Genomic DNA, 17,870 nt, shown 5'->3' on the forward strand with positions numbered 1-17,870 from the left:
TTAGAAACCTACCGTCCGAAAGGACGGCAAGGCGCTTTGCGCTTAGCCTGTGGAACCGGTAAGACGCTGATAATGTGCATCGCCGCGCATGAGATGAAGCGTCTGAATTTGGCACACAAGCCGATGATTATCGGGCTGAAAGCCAACGTTGCGGAGATTGCAGCCACCTATCAGGCGGCATATCCCAACGCACGTATTCTGTACGCTTCGGAGAAGGACTTTTCGACCGCCAACCGTGTGCGCTTCTTCAATAATATAAAGAACAACGACTACGATTGCGTCATCATGTCGCACGACCAGTTCGGCAAGATACCGCAGTCGCCGGAATTGCAGCAGCGCATCCTGCAAGCAGAGCTTGACACGGTGGAGGAAAACCTCGAAGTGCTACGGCAGCAGGGAAAGAACGTGTCGCGGGCGATGCTGAAAGGATTGGAGAAGCGCAAGCACAACCTTGAAGCGAAGCTGGAGAAGGTGGAACACGCCATAAAGTCACGCACGGACGACGTGGTGGATTTCAAGCAGATGGGCATCGACCACATCTTCATAGATGAGAGCCACCAGTTCAAGAATCTGACTTTCAACACGCGCCACGACCGTGTGGCGGGATTGGGAAACAGCGAGGGAAGCCAGAAGGCACTTAACATGCTCTTTGCCATACGCACCATACAGGAGCGCACAGGAAAAGACTTGGGTGCGACCTTCCTCTCCGGCACGACTATCAGCAACTCACTGACTGAATTGTACCTGCTGTTCAAGTACCTGCGCCCGAAGGAGCTGGAACGGCAGGACATAAGGTGTTTCGACGCTTGGGCGGCGATATTTGCCAAGAAGACGACGGATTTTGAATTTAACGTGACGAACAATGTGGTCCAGAAGGAGCGTTTCCGCTACTTCATCAAAGTGCCGGAGCTTGCCGCCTTCTATAATGAAATCACGGACTACCGCACGGCGGAGGATGTGGGCGTTGACCGTCCTGCCAAGAACGAGATACTGCACCATATACCGCCCACGCCGGAACAGGAGGACTTCATACAGAAACTGATGCAGTTCGCCAAGACGGGCGATGCCACCTTGTTGGGCAGGCTGCCGCTTTCGGAAACGGAAGAAAAGGCGAAGATGCTCATCGCCACGGACTATGCCCGGAAAATGGCACTCGACATGCGCATGATAGACCCGAATTACGAAGATCATCCCGACAACAAAGCGAGTCACTGTGCCAAGATGATCGCGGAGTATTATCAAAAATACGACGCCCAGAAAGGCACGCAGTTCGTTTTCTCTGATTTGGGGACATACCAGCCGGGCGACGGGTGGAACGTCTATTCGGAAATCAAGCGCAAACTGACGGAGGACTACGGTATACCGCCAAGCGAGGTGCGCTTCATTCAGGAGTGCAAGACCGACAAGGCGCGGAAGGCGGTGATAGACGCCATGAACGCCGGGACGGTGCGTGTGCTGTTCGGCTCTACCTCTATGCTCGGAACGGGTGTGAACGCCCAGAAACGGTGTGTGGCTATCCATCATCTCGATACGCCGTGGCGACCGTCCGACTTGCAACAGCGTGACGGACGCGGAGTTAGGGCAGGTAATGAGATTGCCAAACATTTCGCCGGGAACAACGTGGATGTAATCATCTACGCGGTGGAGAAGTCACTGGACAGCTACAAGTTCAACCTCCTGCACTGCAAGCAGACTTTCATAAGCCAGCTCAAAAGCGGTGCGATGGGTGCGCGTACCATCGACGAGGGGGCAATGGACGAAAAATCGGGCATGAATTTCTCGGAATACATGGCGTTGCTCTCCGGCAATACCGACCTGTTGGACAAGGCGAAACTGGAAAAGCGGATCGCATCGCTCGAAGGGGAACGCAAGTCGTTCAACAAGGGCAAGCGTGATTCGGAGTTCAAGCTGGAGTCAAAGACCGGCGAGTTGCGCAACAACACGGCTTTCATAGATGCCATGACGGAGGACTGGAACCGCTTCCTGTCGGTGGTGCAGACCGACAAGGAGGGCAACCGCCTTAATATAATAAAGGTGGACGGAGTGGATTCCGCCGATGAGAAGGTCATCGGAAAGCGTTTGCAGGAGATAGCCAAGAATGCCACGACCGGAGGGTTGTACACGCAGGTCGGTGAACTTTACGGTTTTCCGATAAAGGTGGTGAGCGAAAGGATACTCAAAGAGGGATTGGAGTTCACCGACAACCGCTTCGTGGTCGAGGGGAACTACAAGTACACCTACAACAACGGGCATCTGGCGATGGCTGACCCGTTGGCCGCCGCCCGCAACTTCCTCAACGCGATGGAGAGGATACCCTCCATCATCGACCAGTACAAGGCGAAGAACGAGGTGCTGGAGATGGAGATACCGCAGTTACAGGAGATAGCGGGTAAGGTGTGGAAGAAGGAGGACGAGCTGAAGCAGTTGAAGTCCGAACTTGCCGCCCTTGACCGAAAAATTCAGCTGGAGCTTGCGCCACCCACGCCCGAAGTCGCAGAAAAGGAGAATGAAGGGCAACAGCTCAAGCCGGAAGCGGAAGATGTGAGGAACAGGCAGGCGCAATATCCCGAAAATGCACCGCCGCAGATACGCAGTCCGGCGGATAGTATCGTTGCCAACCATGTCATAATCGGGCGTCCGGGACTGTATGCCAAGGAGGAAACCCGGTCCAAAGGATTGAAAATATAACCTAAGGAATTTTATCTGAAGTATTAATAAGGGCTATCCCAAAAGGTCTAAAAGTAAATTTTATCCTTTCTGCAAGTATCTATAGGATGGCAACTGCATTTTTTTCTTTTTGGGCAGCCCTTATTAAAATTTATTCTTATTTTAGGTTATATACATTCATGTCCATTTATGTAAAAAATTCCTGCTGACCTTGTTTATGTCTTGTCAGTCACCATTTGCAAAACCATATTTGACCCTCAAAGAGGCTGAATTTGATAAGTAACTTGCTACATACTCATAATAAGGAGCTAAATAGAACACGAATGGGAAATACACAAATGCTAAACTAAAGAAGATATTGGCCAAAATAAACGCTATACCGAGAGAGAAACTTGATTTTTCAACTTCCTAAAACGGTGTTGTTCAAACATTTCTACTTATTTGTACTTGCCAGTTGAACCTACGCTTCCCTAATAAAATGTCTATGGTAAAAAGTTAAAAAATCCTCCCACTTTTGTTAGATATATTTTTTTGTGTAATTTTGTAATCGTTATGCGGCAGTAATAATATACATATTAATACGAGTTAGTAATCCTGTAGTTCTCATATGCTACGAGGAGGTATTAAAAGGTGCGTTTCGACAATGCATCTACTGTAGTATATTATTGCTTAATCCAAATGAATATTATAAATTTAGGAATTCTTGCTCACATTGATGCAGGAAAAACTTCCGTAACCGAGAATCTGCTGTTTGCCAGTGGAGCAACGGAAAAGTGCGGCCGTGTGGATAATGGTGACACCATAACGGACTCTATGGATATAGAGAAACGTAGAGGAATTACTGTCCGGGCTTCTACGACATCTATTATCTGGAATGGAGTGAAATGCAATATCATTGACACTCCGGGACACATGGATTTTATTGCGGAAGTGGAGCGGACATTCAAAATGCTTGATGGAGCAGTCCTCATCTTATCCGCAAAGGAAGGCATACAAGCGCAGACAAAGTTGCTGTTCAGTACTTTACAAAAGCTGCAAATCCCGACAATTATATTTATCAATAAGATTGACCGTGCCGGTGTGAATTTGGAGCGTTTGTATATGGATATAAAAACAAATCTGTCGCAAGATGTCCTGTTTATGCAAACTGTTGTCGATGGATCGGTTTATCCGGTTTGCTCCCAAACATATATAAAGGAAGAATACAAAGAATTTGTATGCAACCATGACGACGATATATTAGAACGATATTTGGCGGATAGCGAAATTTCACCGGCTGATTATTGGAATACGATAATCGCTCTTGTGGCAAAAGCCAAAGTCTATCCGGTGCTACATGGATCAGCAATGTTCAATATCGGTATCAATGAGTTGTTGGACGCCATTTCTTCTTTTATACTTCCTCCGGCATCAGTCTCAAACAGACTTTCAGCTTATCTCTATAAGATAGAGCATGACCCCAAAGGGCATAAAAGAAGTTTTCTTAAAATAATTGACGGAAGTCTGAGACTTCGAGACGTTGTAAGAATCAACGATTCGGAAAAATTCATCAAGATTAAAAATCTAAAGACTATTTATCAGGGCAGAGAGATAAATGTTGATGAAGTGGGTGCCAATGATATCGCGATTGTAGAAGATATAGAAGATTTTCGAATCGGAGATTATTTAGGTGCTAAACCTTGTTTGATTCAAGGATTATCTCATCAGCATCCCGCTCTCAAATCCTCCGTCCGGCCAAATAAGCCCGAAGAGAGAAGCAAGGTGATATCCGCTCTGAATACATTGTGGATTGAAGACCCGTCTTTGTCCTTTTCCATAAACTCATATAGTGATGAATTGGAAATCTCGTTATATGGTTTGACCCAAAAGGAAATCATACAGACATTGCTGGAAGAACGATTTTCCGTAAAGGTCCATTTTGATGAGATCAAGACTATCTACAAAGAACGACCTATAAAAAAGGTCAATAAGATTATTCAGATCGAAGTACCACCCAACCCTTACTGGGCCACAATAGGGCTGACTCTTGAACCCTTACCGTTAGGGGCAGGGTTGCAAATCGAAAGTGACATCTCCTATGGTTATCTGAACCATTCTTTTCAAAATGCCGTTTTTGAAGGGATTCGTATGTCTTGCCAATCTGGTTTACATGGATGGGAAGTGACAGATCTGAAAGTAACTTTTACTCAAGCCGAGTATTATAGCCCGGTAAGTACACCTGCTGATTTCAGACAGCTGACCCCTTATGTCTTCAGGCTGGCTTTGCAACAGTCAGGTGTGGACATTCTCGAACCGATGCTCTGTTTTGAGTTGCAGATACCCCAAGTAGCGAGTTCCAAAGCTATTACAGATTTGCAAAAACTGATGTCTGAGATTGAAGACATCAGTTGTAATAATGAGTGGTGTCATATTAAAGGGAAAGTTCCATTAAATACAAGTAAAGACTATGCCTCAGAAGTAAGTTCGTACACTAAGGGCTTAGGCATTTTTATGGTTAAGCCATGTGGGTATCAAATAACAAAAGACGGTTATTCTGATAATATCCGCATGAACGAAAAAGATAAACTTTTATTCATGTTCCAAAAATCAATGTCATTAAAATAATGGAGCGGTCAGGAAATTTCTATAAGGCAATACGGTTGGGATATATACTTATCTCCATTCTTATCGGATGTATGGCATATAATAGCCTCTATGAATGGCAGGAGATAGAAGCATTAGAACTTGGCAATAAAAAAATAGACGAGCTCCGAAAAGAAATAAACAATATCAATATTCAAATGATAAAATTTTCTCTATTGGGTGAAACAATACTGGAATGGAACGATAAAGATATCGAGCATTACCATGCACGGCGTATGGCAATGGACAGTATGCTCTGCCGTTTCAAGGCCACCTATCCAGCAGAGCGCATCGATAGTGTGCGCAGTCTTTTAGAGGATAAGGAACGACAGATGTTCCAGATAGTCCGGTTAATGGATGAACAACAATCTATTAACAAGAAGATAGCCAATCAAATTCCGGTTATTGTACAGAAAAGTGTGCAGGAACAGTCCAAAAAGCCAAAACGAAAAGGTTTCTTAGGCATATTCGGCAAAAAAAAGGAAGTAACTCCAGCAGTATCAACCACTATCCTTCATTCGGTCAATAGAAACGTAATCAGCGAACAGAAAGTGCAGGATCGCCAATTGTCGGAACAAGCCGACAGCCTTGCAGCTCGTAATGCAGAACTTAACAGACAACTGCAAGAATTGATTTGCCAAATAGAAGAAAAGGTACAAACCGAACTGCAAAGCCGGGAAAACGAAATAGTTGCCATGCGTGAAAAGTCATTTATGCAAGTAGGCGGTTTAATGGGATTCGTTCTTCTATTGTTGTTAATTTCCTACATCATCATACATCGTGATGCAAAAAGCATTAAACAATACAAGCACAAGACAACTGATTTGATAAGGCAACTGGAACAATCCGTACAACGGAACGAGGCACTGATAACGTCAAGGAAGAAGGCGGTACATACTATCACCCATGAACTGCGCACACCGCTGACAGCAATAACAGGCTATGCCGGACTGATACGGAAAGAACAGTGTGAGGATAAGTCCGGGCAGTATATCCAAAACATACTGCAATCCTCCGACCGTATGCGGGATATGCTTAACACTTTGCTTGACTTCTTCCGCCTGGACAACGGCAAGGAACAGCCCCGTCTGTCACCCTGCCGGATTTCAGCAATCACGCACACACTTGAAACGGAGTTCATGCCTGTTGCCGTGAACAAAGGGCTGTCCTTGTCCGTGAAGACTGGACACGATGCCATTGTATTGACCGACAAAGAGCGAATAATACAAATCGGGAATAACCTGCTGTCAAACGCTGTCAAGTTCACAGAAGAAGGCGGTGTTTCTTTGATTACTGAATATGATAATGGAGTTCTGACACTGGTCGTTGAAGATACAGGTACAGGCATGACAGAAGAGGAACAGAAACAAGCGTTCGGTGCGTTTGAACGTCTATCAAATGCCGCCGCAAAGGAGGGTTTCGGGCTTGGGCTTGCCATAATGCGTAATATTGTGTCGATGCTTGGCGGAACAATCCGTTTAGACAGCAAGAAAGGGAAAGGCAGTCGTTTCACAGTTGAAATTTCTATGCAGGAAGCTGAAGAACAGCTTGGATATACAAGCAATACACCTGTTTATCATAACAATAAATTCCATGATGTTGTCGCCATTGACAATGATGAGGTATTACTTCTGATGCTGAAAGAGATGTATTCCCAAGAAGGAATACACTGCGACACTTGCACCGATGCTGCGGCACTGATGGAAATGATACGCCAGAACCATTCATTTCTACAAACCAAAATTCACGGTAAAGAGCATACGCCTGACAATGCGCAACATCGGGTATCAGGTGAAACTCGGAATACCTTCCATGATTGGAGAACTGGCTATTGCGTGCATGATGCTTACGGGCAACTTTGTCTTCATCCGTTACCTTGGAGAGGATGGCGTGGCTGCTTTCAGCGTTGCTTGCTACTGCTTCCCGCTGGTATTTATGATAGGCAATGCCATCGCACAATCGGCACAACCCATTGTCAGCTACAATTACGGTGCCGGTCTGCAGGCGAGGGTGACGCAGGCTTTCCGTTTCTCCATATCGCTGGCTTTTGCATGTGGACTGTTGATGACATTGGGAGGCATGACAGAAAGTCCTCGGATTGTGTCGCTGTTCCTTTCCGGCGCAACGACCGCCGCTAATATCGCACAAGAGGGACTTCCCTATTTCTCTGTCGCATTTCTGTTCTTCGCTCTCAATTTGGTATGTGTGGGGTACTATCAAAGCCTTGGATGTTTCAAGACCGCCATCTTGCTCATGCTATTGCGAGGTCTTGTTTTCGTAGTTCCGGCTTTTCTTGTGTTACCGCGTGTCATCGGCGTTCCGGGACTTTGGCTGTCAGTTCCCCTATCGGAAATAATGACACAAATCCTTATTTTAGTTTATTATCTGCTAAACAGAAACAACAAAAACATATCGAACTTATGAAAAAGTATTTCTTGAGTACGTTGATACTCTGTTCAACATCATTTACTGCCTGTCACCAAACGGAACCGGAGCAGGAAGAAGTCAATTATTCGGTCATGACCGTAGGAAAAGGAGAAGTGACGCTGACCGAATCTTATTCCGCATCCGTACAGGGAAGGCAGGACATTGAAATCTATCCGCAGGTGTCCGGGACGATACAACAGGTATGCGTGAAAGAAGGGCAAGAGGTACGTCGGGGTGAACGGTTGTTTATTATAGACCAAGTTCCTTACCAAGCAGCCCTGCGGACAGCTATTGCCAATGTCCATTCTGCCGAAGCACAGGTACAGACCGCCCGGCTGACCTACGAAAGCAAGCAGGCACTTCATCGTGAAAAGGTCATTTCGGAATATGACCTCTCCACAGCCCGCAATGCGCTTCTCGTGGCCGAAGCCGCGTTGGAACAAGCCAAAGCGCAGGAGGTGAATGCCCACAACGACCTTTCTTATACAGAAGTAAAGAGTCCCGCAAACGGAGTAATAGGCACCATCCCTTACCGCGTGGGCACATTGGTCAGTTCCGGTTCGGCACAACCGCTTACTTCCGTATCGGATAATTCGGAGATGTATGTCTATTTCTCCATGTCGGGGCAGCGATTGCAGTCATTGATACGCTGTTACGGCTCCATCAACCGAACCTTGGAAGAGATGCCTGCCGTCCGTCTGCAACTGGGTGATGGAACTATCTATGAAAAGGAAGGGCGTATTGAGAGCATCAGCGGCGTACTTGACCGACAGACCGGAAGTGGCTCCTTGCGTGCCGTATTCCCCAACGCCGAACGGGTGCTGCTGAGCGGAAGCACGGGAAATATACTTATCCCGCAGACCTTGCAGGATGCTATTCCCATTCCGCAAGAAGCCACCTACGAATTGCAGGACAAGCTGTTTGTCTATCGGGTAGTGAATGGCAAGGCGGTGGCTACCCGTATTGAAGTCAATCCGGTGCATGACGGCATCCGCTATACCGTCACTTCCGGATTGGATGTTGGCGATGTGATTGTGACTACAGGCGTAGGCTTGCTCAATAACGGCGATGCCGTAACCTTAAAACCGTAATAAGAGGAGGAAGAAGTTATGAATTTACGATTCTTTATAGACCGCCCGGTCTTTTCCATCGTTATTTCCGTAATTATTGTTTTGTTGGGCATCATATCCCTGACGGGGCTGCCTGTGGAGCAATATCCAGACATTGCGCCGCCCACGGTGCAAGTAACGACTTCTTATCCCGGTGCCAATGCCGAAACGGTGCAGAAGTCGGTCATTGTCCCGTTGGAGGAAGCCATCAACGGTGTGGAGAACATGAGCTACATCCATTCGGAAGCCTCCAATACGGGAGATGTTACAGTGAATGTCTATTTCCGTCAGGGAACTGATGCCGACATGGCGGCAGTCAATGTGCAAAACCGCGTATCGAAGGCACAGGGATTGCTTCCTGCCGAAGTAACCAAAATCGGGGTGCAGACGCAGAAACAACAGAAGTCGCTATTGAAGGTGGTCGCCCTCTACAGCCCGGACGATTCATACGATATGCAGTTTATCAACAACTACATGAAGATAAATGTGGAGCCGCGCGTCAAGCGTATTGCCGGTGTGGGTGAGTTCAATGTATTGGCATCCAACTATTCCATGCGCATTTGGCTGAAACCGGACGTGATGGCGCAGTACAAACTGATACCGTCAGACGTGACCAATGCCCTCGAAAAGCAGAATTTGGAATCGGCTACGGGTGCTTTCGGCGAGAACCACGAGAATGCCTACGAATATACCATCAAATATAGGGGACGCTTCTCCACGCCCGAAGAGTTTGGTGATATTGTTATCCGTTCGCTTTCCAACGGAGAAATCTTGCGTCTGAAAGATATTGCCCGCATCGAGTTGGGTGATGAAGCCTATACCTATCGTGCCATGACGGACGGTCATGCGGGATGTATCACCGAGGCTTACCAGAGTGCCGGTTCCAATGCTACGGAGGTGGTACAGGAGATTGATGCGCTGATAGATGAAATATCCGAAGACTTGCCTGAAGGATTGAAGTTTGCCAGCTTGTTGAGCGTGAACGACTTTCTCTTTGCCTCCATCGAGAATGTGCTTTGGACGCTGATAGAGGCTATCATTCTCGTTGTACTGGTGGTTTATGTGTTTTTGCAGGACATCCGTTCGACACTGATTCCCACCATATCCATTATCGTCTCTTTGGTCGGCACGTTCGCTTTCATGGCGGTGGCGGGCTTTTCCATCAACTTGCTGACGCTGTTCGCACTGGTGCTTGCCATCGGTACGGTGGTGGACAATGCCATTGTGGTAGTCGAGGCAGTACAGGCGAAGTTCGATGCCGGTTACTACTCATCGTATATGGCGACGAACGAAGCCATGTCGGGCATTACGGCTGCCATCGTTACCTCTACGCTGGTGTTCATGGCGGTATTCATCCCGGTTTCCATGATGGGCGGCACGTCCGGCGTATTCTATACGCAGTTCGGCATCACGATGGCGGTGGCGGTCGGACTGTCGGCAGTCAATGCCTTGACACTTTCACCGACTCTGTGTGCCTTACTGCTTGAACCTTATATAGATGCGGACGGCAAAGAGAAAAGCGGTTTTTCGGCACGCTTCCGCAAGGCGTTCAATGCGGCTTTCGAGGTCTTGGTGAAGCGGTACGTTCGGGGTGTCATCTACTTCTGCCGCCATCGGGTGGTGACATGGGGACTGCTGGTGGCTACGGTGGCGCTGGTGGTGGTGCTGATGCGCACTACCAAGACCGGACTTGTGCCCGATGAAGATACGGGTACGGTCATGGTGAGCGTCAATACCAAGCCGGGCACTTCGCTCTTCCGCACCACCCAAGTATTGGCGCAGTTGGAAAAGGAAATCCAACAAATGCCGCAGGTGAAGCATTATGCCACCGTCAGCGGATATTCGCTCAGCGGTTCGGGAGCCAGTGCGGGACTGATTATCATCTCCCTGCGCGACTGGTCGGAACGTGACGGCAAGGAAGATGATGTAAACTCTATCATCGGACGCATCAACACCCTTTCACAGAAAATACCGGATGCGCAGTTATTTGCCGCCGCCCCGCCCATGATTAACGGCTACGGCATGGTGAACGGTTTTGAACTGCACGTGCAGGACAAGACGGGCAAACCTGTCAGTGAGTTGGACGATGCCACCAAGGGATTCATTGCCTCCCTGAGCCAATGCCCGGAAATCGGGACTGCCTATACCGCTTTTTCAGCAGACTATCCGCAATATACGCTGGACATTGATGCCGCCCGTTGCGAACGTTCGGGGCTTTCTCCGGCAGAGGTGCTTTCCACGGTGTCCGGTTACTATGGCGGGCAGTATGTCTCCAATTTTAACCGTTTCTCCAAGCTCTACCGTGTCATGATACAGGCGGAGCCGGACACACGGGTCACACCGGAATCGCTGAACCACCTCTATGTGCGTACCGGCAACGGTGAAATGGCTCCCATCAGCCAGTTTGCCCGGCTTACCAAGACCTACGGGCCACAGTCGCTCAACCGCTTCAACCTCTATGGCTCCATTGCGGTCAACGGTTCGGCTGCCGACGGCTATTCTTCCGGCGACGCCATCCGTGCCATCGGCGAAGCGGCGTCCACGGCATTGCCCAAAGGCTATACCTACGAGTTTGGCGGCATCACCCGCGAGGAAAGTCAGTCGAGCAGCAACACGGTGATTATCTTCGCCATTTGCTTTGTGCTGGTCTATCTCATCCTGAGCGCACTTTATGAAAGTTTCCTCATCCCGTTTGCCGTGGTGCTCGCCCTTCCTTTCGGCTTGCTGGGCAGTTTCCTGTTTGCCAAGCTGATGGGATTGGAGAATAACATCTATATGCAGACCGGTTTGATTATGCTCATCGGATTGCTGGCAAAGACCGCCATCCTGATAACGGAATATGCCGTCAAACGCCGACAGGCGGGCATGTCGCTGATACAAGCTGCCGTTGGAGCCGCCAAGGTGCGATTGCGCCCCATCCTAATGACAGCCCTTACAATGGTGTTCGGACTGCTACCGCTGATGGTATCAACGGGAGTAGGAGCCAACGGTAACCGCACGTTGGGTTCCGGTGCGGTGGGTGGTATGCTGGTCGGTACACTTGCCTTGCTATTTGTGGTTCCGGCACTGTTCATTGCTTTCCAGTGGTTGCAAGAGAAGGTACGTCCCATGCAGGCTGTTTCCTCCGGCGAATGGTCGATACAAGGTGAAATGGAAGATTTGAAGAAACATAAAAAGGAAAAGGAATCATGAGAAATATATTACTGACAACAGTTACCGCACTGCTGCTTGCCTCGTGCGGAGTCTATAAACCTTACTCCCGTCCGGAGGAAGTGAAAACCGATGGGCTGTATGGCACCGACATACAAGCGGAAGACACAGCCTCCATCGCCTCCTTGCATTGGAGCGAACTGTTCACCGACACACGCTTGCAATCCCTCATCCGGCGAGGACTGGAGAATAACAACGACCTTAACGTCGCACGTCTGAAAGTGGTGGAGGCAGAAGCCACGCTGATGTCTTCGCGCCTTGCCTACCTGCCCTCAGTGTCGCTTGCCCCGCAAGGTACGTTGAGTAGCTTCGATGGTAGCAAGACGACCAAGACCTACACCCTTGCTGCTTCCGCCGAGTGGGAGCTGGACTTGTTCGGCAAGCTGACCAATGCCAAACGTGGTGCCCGTGCCGCCTTAGAGCAGAGCCGCGCTTACCGGCAGGCAGTGCAGACACAACTCATCGCCACAATTGCCAACAGTTATTACAACTTGCTGATGTTGGATGTACAACTCGACATCAACCGCTGCACCGCCGAGAGTTGGAGCGAGTCGTTGCGCACGTTGGAACTGCAAAAGCAGTTCGGCAACACCACCGAAGCTGCCGTGCAGCAGGCACGTGCCAACCTGCTTACCGTGGAAACGAATGTGCTTACTCTGGAACAGCAAGTCAAGAAACAGGAAAATGCCATCTCCTTGCTCTTAGGCGATGTGCCTTCCCATATCGAACGCGGTACGTTGACAGAACAGCAATTTCCCGATACACTCTCCGTAGGTGTACCCCTGCAGTTGCTTGCCCGCCGTCCCGACATCCGTCAGGCAGAAGCATCGCTGGCACAGGCGTTCTATGCCACCGGTGCCGCCCGCTCCGCCTTTTATCCCAGCATTACGCTGGGCGGGTCTGCAGGTTGGACAAACAGTACCGGTGCCGCCATTATCAATCCCGGACGCTGGCTACTGAGTGCAGTCGGCTCATTGACACACCCCCTCTTCAACCGTGGGCGTAACATCGCCAACCTGCGCATCGCCAAGGCACAGCAACAGGAAGCGTTACTCTCTTTCCAGCAAAGTCTGCTGAAAGCGGGTAGCGAGGTGAACGATGCTCTTGCACAATGGCAGACAGCCGACCGCCGTTTGCAACTTGATGGCAAGCAGATAGCCGCTCTGCGCCGCACCGTGGAAAGTACCCGCCAGCTGATGGAACACAGCAGTAGCACCACCTATTTGGAAGTGCTTACCGCTCAGCAATCCCTGCTCTCCGCTGAACTGACGGAAGCAAACGATCATTTCGACAAAATACAGGGGATGATAAATCTGTATCATGCGTTGGGAGGTGGAAGCTGGTGAAAGACAAAGTGGCACTTCGAGGCGCACAAGGTGCCACTTTGTGGTGGTCGAAGTGGCACTTCGGAAAATCAAGAGTGGAGGTTAGTTCAGGCAACAGCAAAACGGATGCTTGCAAAGGCATCCGAGTGAGACAATAAACATTATTCATCAACCAATTAAAAACGTAAGACTATGCCTTTTGGGGAAAAAGCGTTTCAGAAGCAACAGGGCGTTTACTATCCCCAAGCCGTAGTGCAGGGCAAGCCCGTGGAAACGGAGACCATAGCAAAGGATTTGACGAAAATCTTCACAGTAAGTAACAGTGACGTGCAAGCCGTGTTGGGCGACATCGCAGGCGTGATGCACACGCGCATGGCGCAGGGCAAGAGCGTCCACATCAAGGGGCTGGGCTATTTCCGCTACACGCTCGACACGAAGGGCGTGAAGGATTTGGCGGACTTCGACAAGCAGGTGCAGGCGGTGCGCGTGCAGTTCACACCCGAACGGGAGCGGCTGTCGAACAAGACCTACACCCGTGCCCTTGTGGACAGCGATGATTTGGAATGGATTGAACTTTCTGCCGATGCGAAGGACGATGACCCGGCGCAGGGTGGCGGAAGCACAGACGGTTCCGGTAATGGCGAAGATGGTGACAATCCTTTGGGATAATGTCATTGCTGACAAAGATTGCTATAATGTATGCAGCCTGTGGTTTTAGATGGACTACGGGCTGCATGATTAAAAAGGAATAATCAAATGAGAAGTACCATAGGAACAAAATTTCTCCGCACGCTGATTGCCGCAGGTTATTTATTGATGTGCCTGCTGGCAGTCGGCATCATGTACCTGTGGTTTTATGAATGGAAAGAGATTGAAGCATTGGAAACGGAGAACCGACGTATAAATGCTTTTCGTCAGGAAGTGCATCTTGTTTATGGGGAAATGACGGGGCTTTCCCTTTTGGGCGAAAGTGTGTTGGAGTGGGAAGACGAGGATTTGGAGCATTACCATATCCGGCGCATGGCGGTGGATAGTCTGCTGTGCCGTTTCAAAACCGTTTATCCGGCAGAGCGGATAGACAGTGTGCGTCATTTGTTAGAAAGCAAGGAAAATTTGCTTTGTAGCATTGTGGAAGTATTGAATAAACAGGAAAATTTGAATCGGGAAATTGCTAAGCGTGTACCCTTCATTGCGGCAAAAAGCACACAGGAACAGCCTAAGAAAACGAAGCGCAAAGGTTTCTTAGGCTTGTTCGGCAAGAAAGAAAAGTCGAAACCGACCGCCACAACCTCCATGCTCCATGCACTGAACCGCAAGGAGATTACACAACAACAGGCGCAAAGCCGCCGCTTGTCGGAACATGCCGACAGCCTCGCCATGCGCAACAGCGAATTGAATCGACAACTGCAATCGCTTATCGGGCAGATGGACAGGAAAGTAGAACGTGACCTGCAAAAGCGTGAGGCAGAGATAACCGCCATGCGTGAACGCTCGTTCTTTCAAATCGGAGGGCTGACAGGATTTCTTTTTCTTCTTTTGGTTGTGTCATACATCATCATCCACAGGGACATACGCCGCATAAAGCGGTATAAGGCAAAGACCGTTAATCTGATAAGGCAACTCCATGAATCGGATATGAGAAACAGGGAACTGATTTCCTCACGCAAGAGAGCCATGCACACCATTACTCATGAACTGCGTACACCGCTGACCGCCATACACGGCTATGCGGAACTGATAGCCAACGGAGAAAATGCAACGCAGACGGAACGCTATTCGGGCAATATCCGGCAGGCATCGCAACGAATGATTGCCATGTTGAACACGCTGCTTGACTTCTTTCGGTTGGATAGTGGAAAGGAGAGTGCGAATACTTCCCCGTTCCGTTTGCAGGGCATGGCAGACGCTTTATCGGCGGAATTTGCTCCATTGGCAGAGACAAAGGACTTGTGTTTGACGGTGGAATGCAATACCGATGTTATCCTCATGGGCGACAAGGAGCGCATTATGCAGGTTTCCGCAAACCTGTTATCCAATGCCATCAAGTTCACGCAAGCCGGAAGCGTATCGCTCCGCATGGACTACAACGGCAATAACCTTTCCATTGTGGTGGAAGATACAGGCAGCGGTATGAGCGAAGAAGAACAGCAACGGGTGTTCGGAGCATTTGAACGGCTCTCCAACGCCGCCACGCAGGACGGTTTCGGATTAGGATTATCCATCGTGAAACGCATCGTGGATATGTTAGGCGGTACTGTCCGATTGGAAAGCAAGAAAGGTCGGGGCAGTCGTTTCACGATAGAAATACCCATGCAAACCGCTGATATTGCTGTCATCGAAAAGAAAGAAGTGCAAGAACAATATCCTTATTCTGAACGTGCCTATTCGGTCATTATGTTGGATGACAACGACATTCTTCTTTCGATGGCAATGGATATGTATGCCCATTACGGTATCCGTTGTGATGTGTGCACTAATACAAGCGACCTCATGGAAGCCATGCGGACAAAGGACTACGACCTGCTGATTACAGACTTGAAGATGCCGGAAATAAATGGCTTTGAGGTATTGGAACTGCTGCGCTCGTCCCACGTCGGCAACTCGAAGACCATCCCTGTGATTGTCGCCACTGCTTCGGGAAGCTGCACCGAAGAAGAACTGCTGGCTCATGGCTTTTCCGCCTGCCTGTTCAAGCCGTTCGGCCTGTCGGAACTGCTGGCGGTGTCGGGCAAATGCCTTTCAGTATCTTCTGTCAAAAATAACAAAGAGAAACAACCTGACCTTTCTTCTTTATTGGCGTATGGTGACAAGGTGACTATGCTTGACAAACTGAAAACCGAAACGGAAAAGGACATGCAAGCCATTAGCGATGCCGGAGAGCGGTGTGACCGCAAAGAATTGGATATGCAGGTACACCGTTTACGCAGTTCGTGGGCAGTAATCCGTGCGGACAAACCACTATGGGAACTGCACAGACTTCTGCATTCAGACACGGAATGTTCCGATAACGAGATTCAACACACCGTGAATGCAGTATTGGCAATGGGTGACAAGATTGTGGAACAGGCTAAAAAACGAAAGGAAGACGGATTATGAAGGTAATTGTAGTAGAGGACAATCCCGTTTATAACGATTATGTCTGCAACTTCTTGAAGAAAGGCGGCTTCGACACCATGCAGGCGTATCGGCTTTCTACCGCCAAGAAATTGCTGGCAAAGGCAGAGGAAGATAATACTGTGCTTGCCGACTTGCGTCTACCTGATGGTGAGGGTGTCGACCTGTTGCGTTGGATGCGCAAGGAAGGGAAGCCGCAGCCGTTCATCATCATGACCGATTACGCCGAGGTGCATACGGCAGTGGAAAGTATGAAACTCGGCTCCGCCGACTATATTCCCAAGCAATTGGTAGAGGACAGGCTTGTTCCTCTCATCCGCTCCATACACAAAGCACAGGAACAGAAAAGGAACAAACAAGTCCCGATATTTGTCCGGCAAGGTACGGCATATCAAGGAATCAAGCGGCGTGTCCGGTTGGTTGCACCCACCCGTATGAGTGTATTGATATTAGGTGAGAACGGTACGGGCAAAGAACATATTGCCCAACACATCCACGCACAGAGCAAACGTGCGGATAAGCCTTTCGTGGCGGTGGACTGTGGTTCGTTGTCCCCGACATTGGCACTGTCCGCATTCTTCGGACACATCAAAGGTGCATTCACAGGAGCAGATTCTACCCATGTTGGGTATTTTCAAGAAGCCAATGGCGGTACATTGTTTCTTGATGAAGTGGCCAACCTGCCGATGGAAATGCAGCGGATGTTGCTTCGTGCCATACAGGAACGCCGTTATCGCCCCATTGGGGCAAAGGGGGACAAGACAGCCGATGTGCGCATCGTGGCGGCAACCAACGAGGACTTGCAAAAGGCAGTCGCCGAAAAGCGTTTCCGCGAAGACTTGCTCTATCGTCTGAAAGAGTACACGATAACCGTGCCTCCGCTTCGCAACTGCCAAGAGGACATCATGCCACTGGCAGAGTTCTTCCTTGAATTTGCGAACAAGGAGTTGGAGCGCAACATCAAGGGCTTTGACGCATCCGCACGGAAAGCCCTGCTCACTTATCCGTGGCCGGGCAACGTGCGCGAACTGAAACAAAAGATACAGGTGGCAGTCCTACATACGGAAGCCGATATGATAACCAAAGAAAATCTGGAGTTTGGCAGTGACGAGACATTATCGTCCTCATCCGCCAGCTTTGCCCTGCGTAACGATGCGGAAGACAAAGAGCGGATTTTACGTGCGTTGAAGCAGGCGAACGGAAACAGAAAGATTGCCGCCGAACTGCTCGGAATAGGACGTACAACGCTGTACAGCAAACTGGAAGAGTATGGATTGAAATACAAATTCGGGCAATCATAGTTGATAATTCATTTAATTTAGATTATTACGAATGTCAATGTTGCAATTTCATCCTCAATAAAGACAGAGGTTTCAAAAAATAATGTTACCTTTGC

9 protein-coding genes and 1 pseudogene are annotated in these 17,870 nt (G+C 49.1%); all 10 read left to right on the forward strand.

From position 1 onward, the window contains the following. The coding region (locus DW182_RS13415; protein ID WP_255419612.1) for a helicase-related protein at positions 1 to 2,688 on the forward strand (2,688 nt) is incomplete at its 5' end. A gap of 657 nt (positions 2,689 to 3,345) precedes the next feature. Continuing rightward, a complete protein-coding gene (gene tet(Q) / locus DW182_RS13420; RefSeq protein ID WP_004291466.1) occupies positions 3,346 to 5,271 on the forward strand; it encodes a tetracycline resistance ribosomal protection protein Tet(Q) in 1,926 nt (641 codons plus the stop codon). Further along, a pseudogene (locus tag DW182_RS13425) lies at positions 5,271 to 7,037 on the forward strand (hybrid sensor histidine kinase/response regulator); the annotation flags it as partial. The gene tet(Q) and the pseudogene DW182_RS13425, both read left to right, overlap by 1 nt. Positions 7,038 to 7,131: 94 nt before the next feature. Continuing rightward, entirely contained in the window at positions 7,132 to 7,713 is a 582-nt protein-coding gene (locus DW182_RS22785) for an MATE family efflux transporter (RefSeq protein WP_233555800.1), read from the forward strand. Next, positions 7,710 to 8,807, forward strand: a complete 1,098-nt coding sequence (locus DW182_RS13435) for an efflux RND transporter periplasmic adaptor subunit (RefSeq protein WP_117588714.1) — start codon at positions 7,710 to 7,712, stop codon at positions 8,805 to 8,807. The genes DW182_RS22785 and DW182_RS13435 overlap by 4 nt, the downstream gene beginning before the upstream one ends. 18 nt (positions 8,808 to 8,825) lie before the next feature. Continuing rightward, positions 8,826 to 12,017 carry an efflux RND transporter permease subunit gene (locus DW182_RS13440; protein WP_117588715.1) on the forward strand — a complete coding sequence of 1,064 codons (3,192 nt, stop codon included), beginning with the start codon at positions 8,826 to 8,828 and terminating at the stop codon, positions 12,015 to 12,017. Then, entirely contained in the window at positions 12,014 to 13,381 is a 1,368-nt protein-coding gene (locus tag DW182_RS13445) for an efflux transporter outer membrane subunit (RefSeq protein WP_117588716.1), read from the forward strand. Before DW182_RS13440 ends, DW182_RS13445 begins: the two co-directional genes overlap by 4 nt. Positions 13,382 to 13,552: 171 nt before the next feature. Next, positions 13,553 to 14,029 carry an HU family DNA-binding protein gene (locus DW182_RS13450; RefSeq protein WP_117588717.1) on the forward strand — a complete coding sequence of 159 codons (477 nt, stop codon included), beginning with the start codon at positions 13,553 to 13,555 and terminating at the stop codon, positions 14,027 to 14,029. A gap of 87 nt (positions 14,030 to 14,116) precedes the next feature. Further along, entirely contained in the window at positions 14,117 to 16,456 is a 2,340-nt protein-coding gene (locus DW182_RS13455; RefSeq protein WP_117588718.1) for a hybrid sensor histidine kinase/response regulator, read from the forward strand. Further along, complete coding sequence (locus DW182_RS13460) at positions 16,453 to 17,775, forward strand: sigma-54 dependent transcriptional regulator (RefSeq protein WP_118295840.1); 1,323 nt, start codon at positions 16,453 to 16,455, stop codon at positions 17,773 to 17,775. Before DW182_RS13455 ends, DW182_RS13460 begins: the two co-directional genes overlap by 4 nt. Positions 17,776 to 17,870 lie beyond the last annotated feature (95 nt).

It is taken from the genome of Bacteroides sp. AM16-24 (assembly GCF_003471885.1).
Taxonomy (GTDB): Bacteria; Bacteroidota; Bacteroidia; order Bacteroidales; family Bacteroidaceae; genus Bacteroides.